Source organism: Stenotrophomonas sp. YJH_SMC_48-3 (genome assembly GCF_059369375.1).
The window spans coordinates 12,906-28,922 of sequence record NZ_JCAFSQ010000013.1 but is presented as its reverse complement, the minus strand read 5'-3'; the positions used below and the strand labels follow the sequence as shown (position 1 = coordinate 28,922).

At 67.0% G+C, this 16,017-nt stretch carries 18 protein-coding genes, 1 other RNA gene and 1 pseudogene; 7 read left to right on the top strand and 13 right to left on the bottom strand.

Translation table 11 applies throughout. The features are described 5' to 3' along the window. The first annotated feature begins 30 nt into the window (after positions 1–30). Positions 31–1,023, top strand: coding sequence for a YiiG family protein (locus AC5P65_RS18130; RefSeq protein ID WP_021203635.1), 993 nt, complete (start codon positions 31–33; stop codon positions 1,021–1,023). A 160-nt stretch (positions 1,024–1,183) separates the two neighbouring features. Further along, positions 1,184–2,126: pseudogene (locus AC5P65_RS18125) on the top strand (YiiG family protein). 102 nt (positions 2,127–2,228) lie between these two features. On the opposite strand, the gene AC5P65_RS18120 reads toward AC5P65_RS18125, so the two are convergent. Beyond that, entirely contained in the window at positions 2,229–3,101 is an 873-nt protein-coding gene (locus tag AC5P65_RS18120; protein ID WP_021203637.1) for an ion transporter, read from the bottom strand. Between the two features lie 63 nt (positions 3,102–3,164). On the opposite strand from AC5P65_RS18120, the gene AC5P65_RS18115 reads away from it, so the two are divergent. Next, positions 3,165–4,391, top strand: coding sequence for an acetylornithine transaminase (locus AC5P65_RS18115; protein ID WP_019662006.1), 1,227 nt, complete (start codon positions 3,165–3,167; stop codon positions 4,389–4,391). Positions 4,392–4,484: 93 nt separating this feature from the next. Here the strand turns inward: AC5P65_RS18115 and AC5P65_RS18110 are convergent, their stop codons facing one another. After that, positions 4,485–5,087: an HAD-IA family hydrolase gene (locus tag AC5P65_RS18110; protein WP_111098761.1), complete on the bottom strand. Its 603-nt coding sequence runs from the start codon at positions 5,085–5,087 to the stop codon at positions 4,485–4,487. A gap of 123 nt (positions 5,088–5,210) precedes the next feature. Here AC5P65_RS18110 and azu point away from each other — a divergent pair, with 123 nt between their 5' ends. Continuing rightward, the gene (azu, locus tag AC5P65_RS18105; protein WP_111098760.1) at positions 5,211–5,660 is read left to right on the top strand and encodes an azurin; all 450 of its coding nucleotides are present in this window, start codon (positions 5,211–5,213) and stop codon (positions 5,658–5,660) included. A 71-nt stretch (positions 5,661–5,731) separates the two neighbouring features. Here azu and hemL read toward each other — a convergent pair whose 3' ends face one another. Beyond that, the gene (hemL, locus tag AC5P65_RS18100) at positions 5,732–7,021 is read right to left on the bottom strand and encodes a glutamate-1-semialdehyde 2,1-aminomutase (protein WP_021204575.1); all 1,290 of its coding nucleotides are present in this window, start codon (positions 7,019–7,021) and stop codon (positions 5,732–5,734) included. Between the two features lie 16 nt (positions 7,022–7,037). Further along, entirely contained in the window at positions 7,038–7,664 is a 627-nt protein-coding gene (thiE, locus tag AC5P65_RS18095) for a thiamine phosphate synthase (RefSeq protein ID WP_021204574.1), read from the bottom strand. 67 nt (positions 7,665–7,731) lie between these two features. On the opposite strand from thiE, the gene AC5P65_RS18090 reads away from it, so the two are divergent. After that, on the top strand, positions 7,732–7,923 hold the full coding sequence (locus AC5P65_RS18090; RefSeq protein ID WP_012512010.1) for a rubredoxin: 192 nt from the start codon (positions 7,732–7,734) through the stop codon (positions 7,921–7,923). Positions 7,924–7,982: 59 nt separating this feature from the next. Here AC5P65_RS18090 and AC5P65_RS18085 read toward each other — a convergent pair whose 3' ends face one another. The 8 genes from AC5P65_RS18085 to AC5P65_RS18050 all read right to left on the bottom strand — a co-directional run bounded on the left by AC5P65_RS18085 (position 7,983) and on the right by AC5P65_RS18050 (position 12,076). Next, positions 7,983–8,828, bottom strand: a complete 846-nt coding sequence (locus AC5P65_RS18085) for a SirB1 family protein (protein ID WP_019662001.1) — start codon at positions 8,826–8,828, stop codon at positions 7,983–7,985. Between the two features lie 158 nt (positions 8,829–8,986). Then, a complete protein-coding gene (locus tag AC5P65_RS18080) occupies positions 8,987–9,433 on the bottom strand; it encodes a DUF192 domain-containing protein (RefSeq protein WP_014648292.1) in 447 nt (148 codons plus the stop codon). A 21-nt stretch (positions 9,434–9,454) separates the two neighbouring features. Then, positions 9,455–10,102, bottom strand: coding sequence for a ribose-5-phosphate isomerase RpiA (rpiA, locus tag AC5P65_RS18075; protein ID WP_005419003.1), 648 nt, complete (start codon positions 10,100–10,102; stop codon positions 9,455–9,457). 22 nt (positions 10,103–10,124) lie between these two features. Beyond that, positions 10,125–10,604, bottom strand: a complete 480-nt coding sequence (locus tag AC5P65_RS18070) for an EVE domain-containing protein (RefSeq protein ID WP_005410901.1) — start codon at positions 10,602–10,604, stop codon at positions 10,125–10,127. Next, positions 10,601–11,194 carry a 5-formyltetrahydrofolate cyclo-ligase gene (locus tag AC5P65_RS18065; protein ID WP_021204571.1) on the bottom strand — a complete coding sequence of 198 codons (594 nt, stop codon included), beginning with the start codon at positions 11,192–11,194 and terminating at the stop codon, positions 10,601–10,603. The genes AC5P65_RS18070 and AC5P65_RS18065 overlap by 4 nt, the downstream gene beginning before the upstream one ends. A gap of 84 nt (positions 11,195–11,278) precedes the next feature. Next, a non-coding RNA gene (gene ssrS / locus AC5P65_RS18060) (6S RNA) lies at positions 11,279–11,464 on the bottom strand. A 97-nt stretch (positions 11,465–11,561) separates the two neighbouring features. After that, on the bottom strand, positions 11,562–11,858 hold the full coding sequence (locus AC5P65_RS18055) for a cell division protein ZapA (RefSeq protein ID WP_019661999.1): 297 nt from the start codon (positions 11,856–11,858) through the stop codon (positions 11,562–11,564). After that, positions 11,855–12,076, bottom strand: a complete 222-nt coding sequence (locus AC5P65_RS18050) for a TIGR02449 family protein (protein ID WP_005410898.1) — start codon at positions 12,074–12,076, stop codon at positions 11,855–11,857. Before AC5P65_RS18050 ends, AC5P65_RS18055 begins: the two co-directional genes overlap by 4 nt. Before the next feature lie 153 nt (positions 12,077–12,229). Here AC5P65_RS18050 and AC5P65_RS18045 point away from each other — a divergent pair, with 153 nt between their 5' ends. After that, positions 12,230–12,778, top strand: a complete 549-nt coding sequence (locus tag AC5P65_RS18045; protein WP_019661998.1) for a UPF0149 family protein — start codon at positions 12,230–12,232, stop codon at positions 12,776–12,778. A gap of 5 nt (positions 12,779–12,783) precedes the next feature. Then, positions 12,784–14,106, top strand: a complete 1,323-nt coding sequence (locus AC5P65_RS18040; protein WP_111098876.1) for an aminopeptidase P N-terminal domain-containing protein — start codon at positions 12,784–12,786, stop codon at positions 14,104–14,106. Positions 14,107–14,657: 551 nt separating this feature from the next. On the opposite strand, the gene pepQ is transcribed toward AC5P65_RS18040, so the two are convergent. Continuing rightward, entirely contained in the window at positions 14,658–15,989 is a 1,332-nt protein-coding gene (gene pepQ / locus AC5P65_RS18035; RefSeq protein WP_111098856.1) for a Xaa-Pro dipeptidase, read from the bottom strand. Positions 15,990–16,017: the final 28 nt, after the last annotated feature.

The window sequence follows — 16,017 nt, the reverse complement described above, 5'->3', positions numbered from 1 at the left end:
TGTAATCGTTTTCAACAAGGACGTGAACCCATGTCACGCACTCTTTCCGTCGCGGCGCTGGCCGCTTCGCTGTCGATTGTCCTGGCTGCCTGCGGCAGCAAGGCGCCTGCAACCGCTGGCGACGCCGGCCCTTCCAGCACGCCCGACGCCAGCGCGGCGCCGTCGGACACACAGCAGCAGTTGACCGCCAAGCTCAACGCCTACATCGGCTGCTTCAACACGCTTGATTCGAAGACCCACGGCAGCATCGAGTCCTATACGCGCTGGATCAAGGACGTCGAGGCCGGCCCGACCGGGCGCGAGACCCAGGTGTACGGTCCGTTCGAGATCAGCGACTACGACATGAAGCAGTGCGATGGCCCCGTGACCGAGGCGATGGCTGCCAAGCCGGCGCTGGCCGAGCTCGATGCCGCTGCTGGCCATTACCAGCAGGCGCTGAAGGCACTGGTGCCGATCAGCAAGGAGGCGCACGACTACTACGATCGCCAGGACTACGAAGATGACCGGTTCGCCAAGGGCAAGCAGCTGCATGCGCCCTTGATGGCCGCCTTCAAGGAGTTCGTGGCTGCCAGCGCAACGTTCAACGCCGAGCTGGAGCGCCAGAACGACGCCGCCCAGCGCGAGCAGCTCAAGGCGCTGGAACAGGCCGAGGGGCGCACGCGCGAGTACTACCGTCTGGCGATGATGCTGGAAGCCAAGGCCATCATGGATCTGATGAGCGAGGACGATTTCGACCAGGCCAAGGCGCGCGAGCGTCTGGATGCGTTCAACCGCATTTCCGACGAAGCGCATGCGAAGGTGGCTGATCAGGAGCCGGGCAAGCTGGACTGGAACAGCTTCGAGCGTGAGGCCGAGAACTTCCGGCGCGAAGGCAAGGAGCGGCTGAAGCGCGTCAGCGAGAACACGCCCTATACCGATTTCGAACGGCGCATGCTGGATTCGCCCTCAATGGCGCCGAGCGGCTCTGCCAGCAAGCTGATGCAGGAATACAACTCGCTGGTTTTCCAGAGCAACCGCCAGTAGGCGGGAAGCTCAACGCGCTATTTTTGTCGCGATCGAGCAGGTTGATCGCGACATGACACGCCCCGCAGCCCCGAATGCCAGCACCTTCCCGAGGTGCTGGAGCGCGCGCTCGCGCCATGCAGGACGATGGCTGCAGTTTTCACTGGTGCAAGGAACTGATTTGAACGCATCCACACGCCTGATTCCCGTTCTCCTGCTCGGCGCGCTGGCCGGCTGCAACAGCCCGGCGGGGCTGGCGGTCGCCGACCCCGGGCTGGAGAAGGTGAACGCCTACATCGAGTGCTACAACGGCGTCGAACAGCCCATCCACGAAGGCTTCCAGACTTACACGGGCTGGATGAAGGACCCCAAGGCGGGGCCGACCGGCAAGGAAGCGCAGCCGCGCTCACCGGGCAAGCTGTTGTCGCACCGCGTCGAGTACTGCGGCCAGCCGCTGACCGATGCGCTGGCAAAGACCCCTGCCACGCCGCTGGATGCACCCGCGCGACAGTACCAGCAGGCATTCCAGGCACTGAACACCCTGATCGAGCGTGCCGATGGGTACTTCACCCGCGAGGACTATCGTCGCGATGGTGGCGAAAGGGATGCGCAGCCAGCATGCCCCGCTGATGCAGGCCTATGCTGATTTCTTCAAGGCCAGCGAAGCAATGGATGCGGCGCTGGAAAAGAACGAGAACGATCGCCGCGCCGCCCAGCTGAAGCAGATCGAGGAAAGCGAAGGCCGCTCGCTGGCCTATTACCACCTGCGCCTTGTCGGCGATGGCAAGCAGCTGGCGATGGCGTTCCAGAGCGACGCGCCGGATGTTGCGGCGTTGCGCGGCCAGCTGGCCGACTATCAGGCGCTGGTGACGGAAATCCAGAACAGTGGTGTCGGCAAGGACGACCCGATGTGGGGCCATGTGCAGCGTTCGGCCGACAAGCTGGTGCGTACCGCTGGTCGCGGTGTCGAGCGTCTGGAGCAGGGCAAGCCGATCACCGCCGATGCGTTGGCCGCCGAGCGCAAGGCGTCGGGCAGCTGGCTCACCACCGATCCTGAAGGGGCACAGTCGACGATCCTGGACGCCTACAACGACCTAGTGACCACCAGCAACCGCATGCGCTGAGGGCGATCCACACAGGGCGTGGACCCGTCCACGGCGGCACCGGGCCATGCCCGGCGCGCACCCTGCGGGGTTGGCAGTGCCGGCCGCTGGCCGGCATGTGCCTCAATGGCTGAATGCGTCCGGCAGTTCACCGCCGCACTTGCGGCAGTGCCGCGCATCCGGTTCATGCCCCTCCAGCCCGCAATGCGGGCAGCCGCGGGCATCACGGCGCGCGGCCAGTTCGGCCTCGCGCATGGTGCTGGCCAGTTCGGCGGTGTAGATGCCGGTGGGCACGGCGATGATGCTGTAGCCGATCAGGATCAGCACCGAGGTGACGAAGCGGCCGAGCACGGTCTGCGGCACGATATCGCCGAAGCCGACCGTGGCCATGGTCACCACCGCCCAGTACATGCTGGCCGGGATGTTGGTGAAGCCGTGTTCGGGGCCCTCGATCACGTACATCAGCGCACCGGCGATGATGGTGATGGTGATCACCGTGAACAGGAACACCAGCACCTTGCGCCGGCTGCGCCACAGTGACGTCATCAGGACGCCGCTTTCCTCGATGTAGCGGGTCAGCTTGAGGATGCGGAACACCCGCAGGATGCGCAGCGCGCGCACCACCAGCAGGCTCTGCGCACCCGGGATGAACATCGACAGGTAGGCGGGCAGGATCGACAGCAGGTCGATGATGCCCCAGATGCTCACCGCGTAACGCAGCGGGCGCCTGACAACCGCCAGGCGCAGCAGGTACTCGGCGGTGAAGATGATCGTGAAGCCCCATTCCAGGATGTACAGGCCGGTGGACCATTCGGCATGCAGGTGCTGCACGCTGTCGATCATCACCACCAGGATGCTGGCGACGATCGCCACCACCAGGATCAGGTCGAAATTGCGCGAAGGGCGGGTGTCATGGCGGTAGATGATGTCGAACCACCGACGGCGCCAGCCGGTCTCGGTGGCGGGGTTGAGCTGGGGGGCGGAAAACGGTCGCATGGGCGCATTGTGCCGCAGGGGTTCCGGCGCGAGAATGGGCATTCCTGAACCCTGCCGACTGCCATGACCGCCGCGACCGATCCGCTGATTTCCCTTTCACACTACTACCTGCCGGTCTACAAGCCCCGCCAGGTGGTACTGGAGCGCGGCCAGGGCGCCCGTGTGTGGGACAGCCAGGGCCGTGAGTTCATCGATCTGGCCGCCGGCATCGCCGTGTGTGGCCTCGGCCACAACGATCCGGACCTGGTGGCCGCGCTGGTCGAGCAGGCCGGCAAGCTCTGGCACACCAGCAACGTGTTCTACAGCGCGCCGCCGTTGCACCTGGCCGAGGAGCTGGTCAAGGCCAGCCGCTTCGCCGAGCGCGTGTTCCTGTGCAATTCCGGCGCCGAAGCCAACGAAGTGGCGATCAAGATGGTCCGCAAGTGGGCCTCCAGCCAGGGGCGCCCGGCCGACAAGCGGGTGATCATCACCTTCCGCGGCAGCTTCCACGGTCGCACCCTTGGCGCGGTGACCGCTACTGCCCAGCCGAAGTACCAGGAAGGCTACGAGCCGCTGCCCGGTGGCTTCCGCTACATCGATTTCAACGATGAGGTGCAGCTGGAAACCGCGATGGCCGCCGGTGACGTGGCGGCGGTGATGCTGGAGCCGATCCAGGGCGAGGGCGGTGTGATGCCGGCCAAGTCCGGCTTCCTCAAGCGCGTGCGCGAACTGTGCGACCAGCACAACGCACTGCTGGTGCTGGACGAGATCCAGGCCGGCATGGGCCGCACCGGCACGCTGTTCGCGCACTGGCAGGACGAGGTGGTGCCGGACATGGTCACCCTGGCCAAGGCACTCGGTGGCGGCTTCCCGATCGGTGCGATGCTGGCCGGCCCGAAGGTGGCCGAAACCATGCAGTTCGGTGCGCACGGCACCACCTTCGGTGGCAACCCTCTGGCCGCTGCGGTCGCACGCGTTGCGCTGCGCAAGCTGGCCTCGGCGGAGATCGCCGCCAATGTCAGCCGCCAGTCGAAGGCGCTGCGCGATGGTTTTGCGCGCATCAACGAAGAATTCGGCGTGTTCAGCGACGTGCGTGGCCGCGGCCTGATGCTGGGCGCGGTGCTGGGCGAGGACTTCGCCGGCCAGGCCGGGGCGATCCTCGACCATGCCGCCGAGCAGGGCCTGCTGACCCTGCAGGCCGGCCCGGACGTGCTGCGCTTCGTGCCGTCGTTGAACATCACCGACGAAGAAGTGGCCGAAGGCCTGAAGCGCCTGCGCGCAGCGATTGCTGCGTTCATCGCCGCGCGCTGAAGCCTGCAGAGGCATCTGTAGAGCCGAGCCTACGCTCGGCTCATCGCGATGTCAGGCAACAGGAGCCGAGCATGGGCTCGGCTCTACAGCGCGTCATGCGATCCGATAGCGCTTCAACACCTTGCCCAATCCCCGGCCATCGCGCACGGTTTCCGCGTGCAGGCCGGCAGCGCGTGCGCCGCGCACATTGGCGAACAGGTCATCAATGAACAGCGTGTGCGAAGGCGCCACGCCGAGTACCTCAAGCGTGCGCAGGAAGACTTCCGGTGCGGGTTTGCGCAGGCCGAAACCGGCGCTGCAGAACACGCGCTCCCGCAGGGCCGGGTAAAGTTCCGGCAGCAGGGCGGGCAAGGCCTGCTGCATCAGCGCGCCGTTGTTGGTCAGCACCGCCATCGGCAGCTGCAGGGCCTGCAGCCGCTGCAGCACGGCAGCCTGCGGATGGCTGGCGGCCCGCCGCGCCGCGGTCCATGCAGCCACTTCGACAGTCGTGCCCAGAAGCTCTCCCAGCTGCGCCAGATAGGCCGGGCCATCCAGCGTGCCATTGTCATGTGCCGCTTCCAGGCCGCTGTCATACAACGCGGCCTGCACGGCCTGCGTCGGAACCTGCAGTGCTTGGGCCAGGTGCAGCACGCGCTGCGCGCGCTGGTACTGCACCAGCACGCCATCCACATCCAGCAGCAACAGATCGATCCGCATCGGCCGAGCATGCCATTGCGATGAGTGCGCGGGAAACCCTGGAGCTGCCATGCGACAGACGGTCGCAGCCGGGCGGGCATAGGCCTGCCTAGAATGGCGCTCGAATCCGCAGGAGATGCAACGATGAAGGCTTGGGTGGTGGCAGTGGGACTGGGCGCGCTGATGCTGGCGCCGTCGGCGATGGCGCGGGTGTGTGCGGTGAGCATCGACAGCACCGACCAGATGAGCTTCAGCAGCCGCGAGATCAAGGTCGCCGCCGACTGCACCGCCGTGGACCTGACCCTGCGCCACACCGGCAAGCTGGCCGCTACCGCGATGGGCCACAACTGGGTGCTGACCCGCACTGCCGATTACCAGCCGGTGGCGATGGCGGGCATGCGCATGACGCTGGCTGACAGCTACCTGCCGAAGGCCGACAAGCGCGTGCTGGCGCACACCAAGGTGATCGGCGGTGGCGAAACCACACGCGTGCGTTTCTCTACCCAGGGCCTGCAGAAGGGCGGTGACTACACCTTCTTCTGCTCGTTCCCCGGCCACTTCGCGATGATGAGGGGCAAATTCGTCTTCGGTTGAAAAAAGGGGACGGAGGGGATTAAGTCGTTTGTGCACAAACGACTTAATCCCCTCCGTCCCCTTTTTTGCGATCAGCCCTTGGCGGCCTTGAACGCCACGCGTGCTGCGGCCAGCGTCGCCTCGATCACGGCATCGTCGTGGGCGCTGGACAGGAAGCCGGCCTCGTACGCCGACGGGGCCAGGAACACGCCCTGCTCCAGCATCGCGTGGAAGAAGCGGTTGAACGCCGGGATGTCACAGGCGGTGGCCTGCGCATAGGTCTCCACCTTCTCGCTGGTGAAGAACAGCCCGAACATCGCACCCACGCAGGTGGTGGTCACGGCCACACCTGCGTCGGCGGCGGCCGCTTCCAGACCCGCACACAGGCGTGCGGTGCGCTCGGCCAGGTCGGCGTGGAAACCCGGCTGCTGGATCAGCTCCAGCATCGCCAGGCCAGCGGCCATTGCCACCGGATTGCCGCTCAGCGTACCGGCCTGGTAGATCGGGCCGGCCGGGGCGATCTGCTGCATCAGCTCGCGACGACCGCCGTAGGCGCCCACCGGCATGCCGCCGCCGATGATCTTGCCGAAGGTGGTCAGGTCCGGGGTGATGCCGTAGTGCGCCTGCGCACCGCCGAGGGCGACGCGGAAGCCGGTCATCACTTCATCGAAGATCAGCAGCGCGCCATGCTTCGTGCACAGTTCGCGCAGGTGCTGCAGGTACCCCTCGCGCGGCGGGATGCAGTTGGCGTTGCCGACCACCGGTTCGATGATCAGGCCGGCGATGTCGTCACCCTGCTGTTCGAACAGCGCGGTGGCGGCTTCGAAATCGTTGTAGGGCAGGGTCAGGGTCAGCTCGCTCAGGCCGGCCGGGACGCCCGGCGAGGTCGGCACGCCCAAGGTCAGCATGCCGCTGCCGGCCTTGACCAGGAACGAGTCGCCGTGGCCGTGGTAGCAGCCTTCGAACTTGACGATGCGGTTGCGGCCGGTGGCGCCACGCGCCAGGCGGATCGCCGACAGCGTGGCCTCGGTGCCGGAGTTGACCATGCGCACCATCTCGCACGATGGCACCAAGCGGGTGATGGTTTCGGCCATGGTCACTTCGGCCGCGCACGGCGCACCGAAGGACAGGCCGTTGTCGATCGCCTTCTTCACCGCCTGGCGCACGGCCGGGTGGTTGTGGCCGACGATCATCGGGCCCCAGGAACCGACGTAGTCGATGTAGCGGTTGCCGTCGACGTCGTACAGGTAGGCGCCGTCGGCGCGTTCGACGAAGAACGGCTCGCCGCCGACCGACTTGAACGCGCGCACCGGCGAATTGACGCCGCCCGGCAGCAACTGCTGGGCGCGGGAGAACAGGGCGTGGGACTGGTCGTGGTTCATGGGGCTTTCCTGGGCGTTACGCGAACTGGGCGAGGTAGGCGCGCTGGGTCGCGACCGGGTCCTGCGCGGCGTAAATGCCGCTGACCACGGCCACCAGGTCGGCGCCGGCGTCGATGATGGGACCGACATTGTCCGGCGTCAGCCCGCCGATCGCCACCCGCGGCACGCCCAGTGCGGCGCTTTGCCGCAGCAGGTCGGTATGGGCGCGGCTGGTGGTGATCTTGGTGGTGGTCGGGAAGAACGCGCCGAAGGCCACGTAGCTGGCGCCGGCAGCCACGGCCTTCTCGGCATTGGCCAACTGGTCGTAGCAGGAGGCGCCGATGATGGCGTCGGGGCCGAGCAGGGCGCGCGCGCTGGGGATGTCACCGTCGGTGCCGCCCAGGTGCACGCCGGCCGCGCCCACGGCCTTGGCCAGCGCCGGGTCGTCGTTGATGATCAGCGGCACGCCGCGCTCCGCGCACAGCGCCTGCAGCGCGATTGCCTGCTCCTGCCGGAGTGCGTCGCTGGCGGTCTTGTTGCGGTACTGCAGCCAGGTGGCGCCAGCGGCCAGCAGCGGCGCGGTACGGGCCAGCAGGCGCGCGGTATCGGGCTCGTCCGGGGTGATCAGGTAGACGCCGCGGGGCGCCGGGGAAGCAGAAGTCATCGATGGCTACCGGTGCGTGGGCCGCGATGGGACAATGGCGGCCCGTGAATCCAGCCGTGATTATCCGATGAGCGATGCCACCCCCACCACCTTGCGCACCTGGATGTGCGTGGTTTGCGGCTTCCTGTACAGCGAAGCGGAGGGTCTGCCGGAAGAGGGCATCGCGCCGGGCACGCGCTGGGAGGACATTCCCGAGACCTGGACCTGCCCCGATTGCGGGGTGACCAAGGCCGATTTCGAGATGGTCGAAGTCGATTGACTGGAGGGCCACCCGGCCCATCCGGTGGGTGTGGACCGTTGGTCCACACACCGACGCCCTCAATGCAGCCGCGGCATCGGCCCGCCGAGGTCGATCAGCTTCTCGCGCAGCCACTGCGCATCGCTGGCCTCGGGATTGCGCTTCAGGTACTGCCCCAGGTCATGGCGGGCACCGGCCAGATATTCCAGCTGCAGATAGGCCAGGCCGCGGTCACGCAGCGCATCGTCCTGCTCCGGGGCGAGCTTCAGCAGGCGGTCGGCACTGCGCGCGGCGCGATCCCATTCGCCGGCCTCGGCATACACGCCGTGCAGGTTGCGCAGCATGCGCATCAGGATCGCGCGCGCCGGCGCCGGGTCGAGAATCTGCGCCAGCACCTGGTCGTCGGGCATCTGCCCGCCCAGGTGTGACTTGGCGCGTTCGCGCAGTTCGTCCACGTCCAGCGGGCGACCACCATTGAACGGGTCCATCACCAGCACGCCGTCGTCCACCGGCAGGCGCACCAGGAAGTGGCCGGGGAAGGACACGCCGTCGAGCGGGATCCCCAGCCGTCGCGACACTTCCATCTGCACCAGCGCCAGCGAGATCGGGTTGCCCAGGCGCCGCTCGAACACCTGGTTGAGATAGCTGTTGCGCGGATCGTAGTACTTGTCGTGGTCGCCGCTGTAGCCCAGCTCGTCGAACAGGTGGCGGTTGATCGCCGCCATCTTCAATGGACTGTTGTCGATGCTCTCCACTTCCGAGCGGAGGTGGTCGACGTGGCTCTGGATCAACGCGTCGTAGGTCGACGGCTGCAGATCGGGGTATTCATCGCGCGCGATCAGCAGCGCGGTCGGCAACAGTGGCAGCGCCTCGTCTTCGAGGTCGGCCAGTGCATCCCAGTCGGGGAGTGTGATCCGGTCCTGCATGGCCACAGACTGGCGTCATTCGCAGGCGGTTTCAAGCGGTGTCGCGTGAAAAATCCGGGGTCAGATCCCTTTCGCGAGCGAATGGGATCTGGCCCCCTGCAGGGTTGCCGGCCAGCGGCCGGCACTACTGCGCGTGCCGGGCGCAGCCCGGCCGCACCTTACTTTTCGATGCCCGGGCCGAATTTCAGCTCCGTACCGTCCTTCAACTGCAGCTTCTCGGCCTGGCCGGCGTTGAGCTCCAGCACGTAACGTGCCGGGCCACCGCTGGGGTAGGGCGGGCACATGTCGCCGGCCGAGCACGGCGGCACATCACGCTGCTGGCTGACCAGCCTGCGCTGGCTGTCGAAGTACAGGATGTCCAGCGCGATCCTGGTGTTCTTCATCCAGTACGCCTGCATTTCCTCGCGGTCGTGGATGAACAGCATGCCGTGGTCGGCTGCCATCTGGTCGCGGAACATCAACCCGCGCGCGCGGGTTTCATCGTTGGTGGCCAGCTCGACCTGGTAGCGGGCGCCATCCAGTTCGACCCAGTGGCGGGCCGCGTCGGTGGCGCAGCCAGCCAGGGCCAGCAGCGGGAGCATCAGCAGCGAACGCAACAGCGACATCGTCAGGATCCTTCGAAAGGGTCAGAGCACGACCGGCGGCTCGCCGCCGACGATCACCACATCGGCGCGGCGGCGCGCGAACAGGCCCACGCAGACCACGCCCGGCAGTTGGTTGAGCTCGCGCTCCAGCTTTTCCGGATCGGTGATCTGCAGGTTGTGGATGTCCAGGATCTGGTTGCCATTGTCGGTCACCACGCCTTCGCGCCAGGTCGGCTGGCCGCCGGTCATGTCGCGGATCTGGCGGGCGACCAGGCTGCGCGCCATCGGGATCACTTCCACCGGCAGCGGGAATTTGCCGAGCACCGGCACCTGCTTGCTCGGGTCGACGATGCAGATGAAGCGCTCGCTGGCCTCGGCGATGATCTTCTCGCGGGTCAGTGCGGCGCCGCCGCCCTTGATCAGGCACTTGTTCGGATCGCACTCATCGGCGCCGTCCACGTACAGCGACAGGTTGCCGCTGTGGTTCAGCTCGATCACTTCGATGCCGTGCTGCTTCAGGCGCGCGGTGCTCTGCTCGGAGCTGGACACGGCGCCCTTGATGCGGTGCTGGATGCGGGCCAGGGCATCGATGAAATAGGCCACGGTGGAACCGGTGCCGACACCGACGATCATGCCGTCTTCAACGTACTCGATGGCTTTCTCGGCGGCCAGGCGCTTGGCTTCGGACATGGGAGAACTCTCAGGCAGGGAATCAGGATTTCTTTTCCAGCGACAGCAGCAGCTTCCACTGCGCAGCAGTCACCGGGAACACCGACAGGCGGTTGCCCTTGGCAACCAGCGGGAAGCCTTCACCGAGCTCTTCGGCGTGCAGCTTGATCTCGTCCAGCGCGATCACCTGCTTGAGCTTGCGGTCGAAGGCCACGTCCACCAGCATCCAGCGCGGGTTCTCGCGCGTGCTCTTGGGGTCGTGGTAGTCGGATTTTGGATCGAACTGGGTGTCGTCCGGATAGGCCGTGCTGGCCACCGTGGCCAGGCCGACGATGCCCGGCACCTTGGTATTGGAGTGGTAGAACAGGATGCCGTCGCCCACCTGCATGCCATCGCGCATGAAGTTGCGCGCCTGGTAATTGCGCACCCCGTTCCAAGGTTCGACCTTGACCTTGGCCAGGTCATCGATGGAGAAGGCGTCCGGTTCGGACTTCATCAGCCAGTAGCGCTTGCGGGCGGTCATGCGTTCACGGGGGCAGCGGAGGGGAACAGGGTGCCGTCTTCGGTGCAGATCGCATCCACGGGCACGTCCCACGACGCCACCGGCAAGGACTCGACCTGCTGCACCGCGAACGCAGCACCGACCAGCCAGGGCGGCGCCGGCCGGTCGTGGCGGAAGGCGAAGCTGCGATCATACCAGCCGCCCCCCATGCCCAGCCGCCGGCACTGCGTGTCGAAACCCACCAGCGGGGCCACCACCAGCGCCATCTGTGCTGGTTCCAGGGTGTCTTCCAGCGCCACGTCCGGCTCGGGAATGCCGTAACGGTTGCTGGTCAGCGGCTGCCCCGGCCGCCACGGCGCGAAGCGCAGCACGTCACCGGCCAGCACCGGCAGGCAATAGGTCAGTCCTTCGGGCAACTGCAACTGCCAGCGGTGCAGGGCGATTTCGCCATCCAGCGCCCAGTAGCCGGCCACGGCGCCTTCGCGCGGGGCAAACGGCAGGGCGAGCAGGGCATCGGCCAGCGATTCGGCGGCGGCGATGCGCGCAGCTGCGGAGAGTTCACGGCGGCGTTGCCGCAGGTCGTGGCGCAGGGCCTGGCGCGGGTCGGTCATGGCAGCGTGCGGCGGGGGAACAGCCGTCATTGTGCCGGAAAGAACAAGGGCGACGCCCGAAGACGCCGCCCTTGCTGGAATATTGCATTCTCCGCAATGTCGATGCATGCGAAACGACCTTGAACCCGGGGGCTCAAGTGGGAACGCTGGAGAACCATCGGGCTTCCCGCTACAAGGCGGACCTGCACTCCCGGCGCTGTCGCGCTCCCGGTGTCGTTCTTAAGGGACAAGGCGAATGTTTGCACATGCCGTCGAGTACCGCAGAGAACGCGTGGCCATTATAGCCAGCGCGCCGGATCTGGATAGGCCGTTCGTCGGCAACAGTACGTGCCAATTCAGATATGAGAAGACGCGTTGTGCACGGTCTTCAGGTGCCGCCGTCGATGGCGCGGTCCAGCCGCCGGTTCAGGTCCGCCAGCGTCTGCTGCAGGGCCACGGCCTGGCGGGCGTTCTCGTCGCGCAGCAGCTGCAGTTCGTGGGCCAGGTTCAGCGCGGCCAGCACGGCGACACGGTCCACGGCGGCCATGCGGTTGCTGCCGCGGATCTCGCGCATGCGCGCATCGAGCAGGCGCGCAGCCGCCATCAGGCTGTCGCGTTCGTCGGCGCCGACGCCCACGGTGTATTCACGATCGAGGATGCGGACGCTGACCGGTTCGGCGCTCATGTGTGCTGCTCCAGGGATTTGAGCCGGCTGATCATCGCTTCCACCCGCGAGCGCGCCTGCTCGTTCTTGGCCAGCAGCGTCGAGCGCTCGGCCACCAGCTGTTCCTGCTGGTGGCGCAGGCTGCGGTTCTCCTCGGCCAGGCGCTGGTTGCGTTCAAGCAACGCTTCCACGCGGGCGGCGAAGTCCTGCAGCTGGGCAAGGGGGTCGGCGGGTTCCATGCAGGCACGATAGGCAAGCCGGGCAAGGGCGGTCAAGCGCTGTCGCAGCAAGGCCGGAGGGCTACCGGGAGGATGCCGCCGGGTTGCTACACTACGGGGTCTCACGGGCGCGCGCGTGCGCGCTCCGGGTTTCCTTTCCGAACGAGCCGCACGATGACCGAACTTCCCTCCGTCGACGACGTTACCCGCGCCAGCCAGGAGCTGGGCCTGGGCGCCACCGCTGCCGAGCTGCATGGTGCGCTGTGTGGCTGGCTGGCCGCCGGCGGTGCCCCCGGCAACGACTGGCCGGCGCGCGTGCTGGCCGACGACAACCTGCCGCCGGTGGCCGCCGACAGCGTGCTGGGGCAGCTGCTGCAGGCCACCATCAAGCAGCTGGAAGACCGTGACTTCGCCTTCGAGCTGTTGCTGGCTGACACCGACGAGGTGTCAGCACAGGCCGATGCCATGTTCAGCTGGACCCGTTCCTTCCTGGGTGGTTTCGGCCTGGGCAGCGGCGGCCGTCGCCCGGCCCTGTCCGAAGAGGGTGAAGAAGCGCTGACCGACATGGCCAGCCTGGCACGCGCCTCCAGCGAGGATTTCGAGGCCGGCGGCGATGATGACGACGAAGCGCTGTCGGAGATCGAGGAATTCATCCGCGTGGCGGTGCTGCTGCTGCACGGCGACGTGGTGCTGGCCTCGCGCCACCGCCAGCGCCTGAACTGATGGACATCAAGCAGCGCACCGGCATTGCGGCCGGCGAATACAAGCGTCGTCGCCGCCAGCTGATGGACATGGCCGGCGAGGACGCGATCCTGGTGCTGCCAGCCGCAGCCGAAAAGGTGCGCAGCCTCGATACCCATTACCCGTTCCGGCAGGACTCGGATTTCCAGTACCTGAGCGGCTTCCCGGAGCCGGAAGCGGTGCTGGTGCTGATTCCGGGCCGACGCCACGGCGAGGCCATCCTGTTCTGCCGCGAGCGCGATGCCGAGCGCGAAGCCTGGGATGGCAGCCGCGCCGGCCAGGAAGGCGCGGTGGCCCAGTACGGCATGGACGATGCCTACCCGATCGACGATCTGGACGACATCCTGCCGGGCCTGCTGGAAGGGCGCTCGCGCGTGTATTACCACTTCGGCCGCGACGCCGACTTCGACCTGAAGCTGATCGGCTGGGTCAACCGCGTGCGTTCGCAGGTACGCCACGGTGCGCAGCCGCCACATGAGTTCCTGGAGCTGGGCCACCTGCTGCACGAGCAGCGTCTGTTCAAGTCCGGCGCCGAAGTGGCACTGATGCACCACGCCGCGCAGATCAGCGTGCGTGCGCATCTGGCGGCGATGAAGGCCGCCAGGGCCGGCATCCACGAGTACGAACTGCAGGCCGAGCTGGAACGCGTGTTCCGCGCCAACGATGCGGTGCCCGCGTACTGCAGCATCGTCGGCGCCGGCCGCAATGCTTGCATCCTGCATTACCGCGACAACAACGCGCGGTCGCGCGATGGCGAGTTGGTGCTGATCGATGCCGGTGCCGAGTACCGCGGCTACGCCAGCGACATCACCCGCACCTTCCCGGTGAACGGCCGCTTCAGTGCCGAGCAGCGCGCGCTGCACGACCTGGTCGGCGAGGCGCAGGCGGCGGCGCTGGCCCAGGCCAGGCCGGGCGTGCCCTACGAGGCCGGCCATCTGGCCGCAGTGCAGACCTTGACCGAGGGCCTGCTGCGGCTGGGCCTGCTGAAGGGCACGCTGGAAAAGAACCTGTCCGAGGGCCTGTACCAGCGCTTCTACCGGCACAAGACCGGGCACTGGATCGGCATGGACGTGCACGACGTGGGCGACTACCGCTTGGCCGGTGACTCGCGTCTGCTGGAGCCGGGCATGGCGTTCACCATCGAGCCTGGGTTGTACATCGGCGTGGATGACACGACGGTGGAGCCGCGCTGGCGCGGTATCGGTATCCGCACCGAGGATGACGTGCTGATCACCGACGATGGCCATCGCGTGCTGACCGAAGGCCTGGCGCGCAGCGCCGACGAGATCGAAGCGGTGATGGCGGGGTAGGGGTGTCCTGCAGGGCTTGCCGCCCTGCACCCGCGGTAGTGCCGGCCGCTGGCCGGCAACCTCAACAGCAACAGCAGGCATTCCGTGGGATGGCGGGGTACTGTGGGTTTGCGGGGCCGCCGCAAGTACGTCCTTGTAGGCTTGGTCGCCGCATCCATGCGGCTCACACCCCGCAAACCCACAGCACCCCGCCTTCGACAGGTTCACGGGGCTGTTGGTGGGTGCCGACCGTTGGTCGGCACATCTGTCAGATATCGAATGAATCATCCACGCATGGCGTGGATCTACTGGCAATTGCGGCTGTTGGTAGGTGTCGACCTTGGTCGACACAGAGCGAGCGCAGCGAGTGACCCGCTTCTGCTTTTCCTTTTCTTTTCCGTGGTTGGACGCGCGCAGGAAACTGTCAAAGGCCGGGCGGCGTGGGTTTGCAGGACCGTTGGCGCCATGGATGGCGCCATCGAGCCCCCATGGATGGGTTTACGGCGTGTCCTGCAAACCCACCCCGCCCGGCAAAGCGCGGCTTTTGCTCCAAGCGACCAACCACGAGGGGCTCAGCCGTTGGCCGCCGCAAACGCCGGCCGCGTCAGGTTGTCCGCCTCGCCCTCAGTGCACAGCACTTCGTCTTCGATGCGGATGCCGCCATACGGACGGAAGAAGTCCACACGGTCCCAGTTGATCGCATCACCATGGCCGGCGTCCTTCACTTCGTTCAACAGCATGTCGATGAAGTACAGGCCCGGTTCGATGGTCACCACCATGCCCGGTTCCAGCACGCGGGTCAGGCGCAGGTACGGGTGGCCGGCCGGGCGTTCGATGCGGCCGCCTTCGTCGCTGGCCGCGAAGCCGGCCACGTCGTGCACCTGCAGGCCGATCAGGTGGCCGATGCCGTGCGGGAAGAACGCGGCGCTGACGCCGGTCTCCAGCGCGGTCTGCGGCGAGACCTTGATCACGCCGAAGTCCTTCAGCACGCCCATCAGCGAAAGATGCGCGTCCACGTGCAGCTGCTTGTAGTCGAAGCCCGGGCGCACCGCCGCGCACATCTGCTGCTGGGCGGCGTCGACGGCGGCGATCATCGCGGCGAATTCGTCGTGGCCCTGGGCGGCGTAGGTGCGGGTGATGTCACTGGCGTAGCCGTCCGCGCTGGCACCGGCATCGATCAGGAAGCTGCGCAGCGGTTGCGGTGCCTTGCGACCCAGCTCGGTGTAGTGCAGCACGGCGGCGTGTTCGTTCAACGCCACGATGTTGCCGTACGGCAGCTCGTTGGCATCCTGGCCCACGGCCTGGCAGTACGCCATGTGGATGCTGAATTCGTCGGCGCCATTGCGGAACGCGGCCTCGGCGGCGCGGTGGCCGCGCACGCCCAGCACCTGCGCCTGGCGCATCAGCGCGATCTCATACGGCGTCTTGCTGCCGCGGTGCCATTCCAGATAGTTCACCACCGGCGCCGGGTTGTTCGGCACGTAGTTGCCCAGCGCGCTCTGCGGCTCGCCGAGGATCGCGCAGCGCGACGGGTCGGCCGGCAGCAGGGCCAGCGCCTCTTCGGGCTTGCGGATGATGTGGATGTCGAAGTGCTCCACCCACCAGCCGCTGGGGGCATCCGGCACCACGTGCCAGTAGTCGAAGGGCTGGTGGAAGATCACCGCCGGGCGCTTGCCGGGGGTGAACACGATCCAGCTGTTGGGCACCCGGGTCAGCGGCAGCCAGGCCTTGAACTGCGGATTGACCGCGTAGGGGTAGTCGCGATCGTCGAACACCTGGTAGTGCAGGGTGCCGCTGGGCACCACCAGGTGATCGAAGCCGCCGCGGGCCAGCGCCTGTTCGGCACGTCGGCACAGCACGGCCAGGTGGTCGGAATACAGGGCGCCGGGGTCTTGCTGGATCATTGCGGTGGCTCGACACGGAAAACGGTCC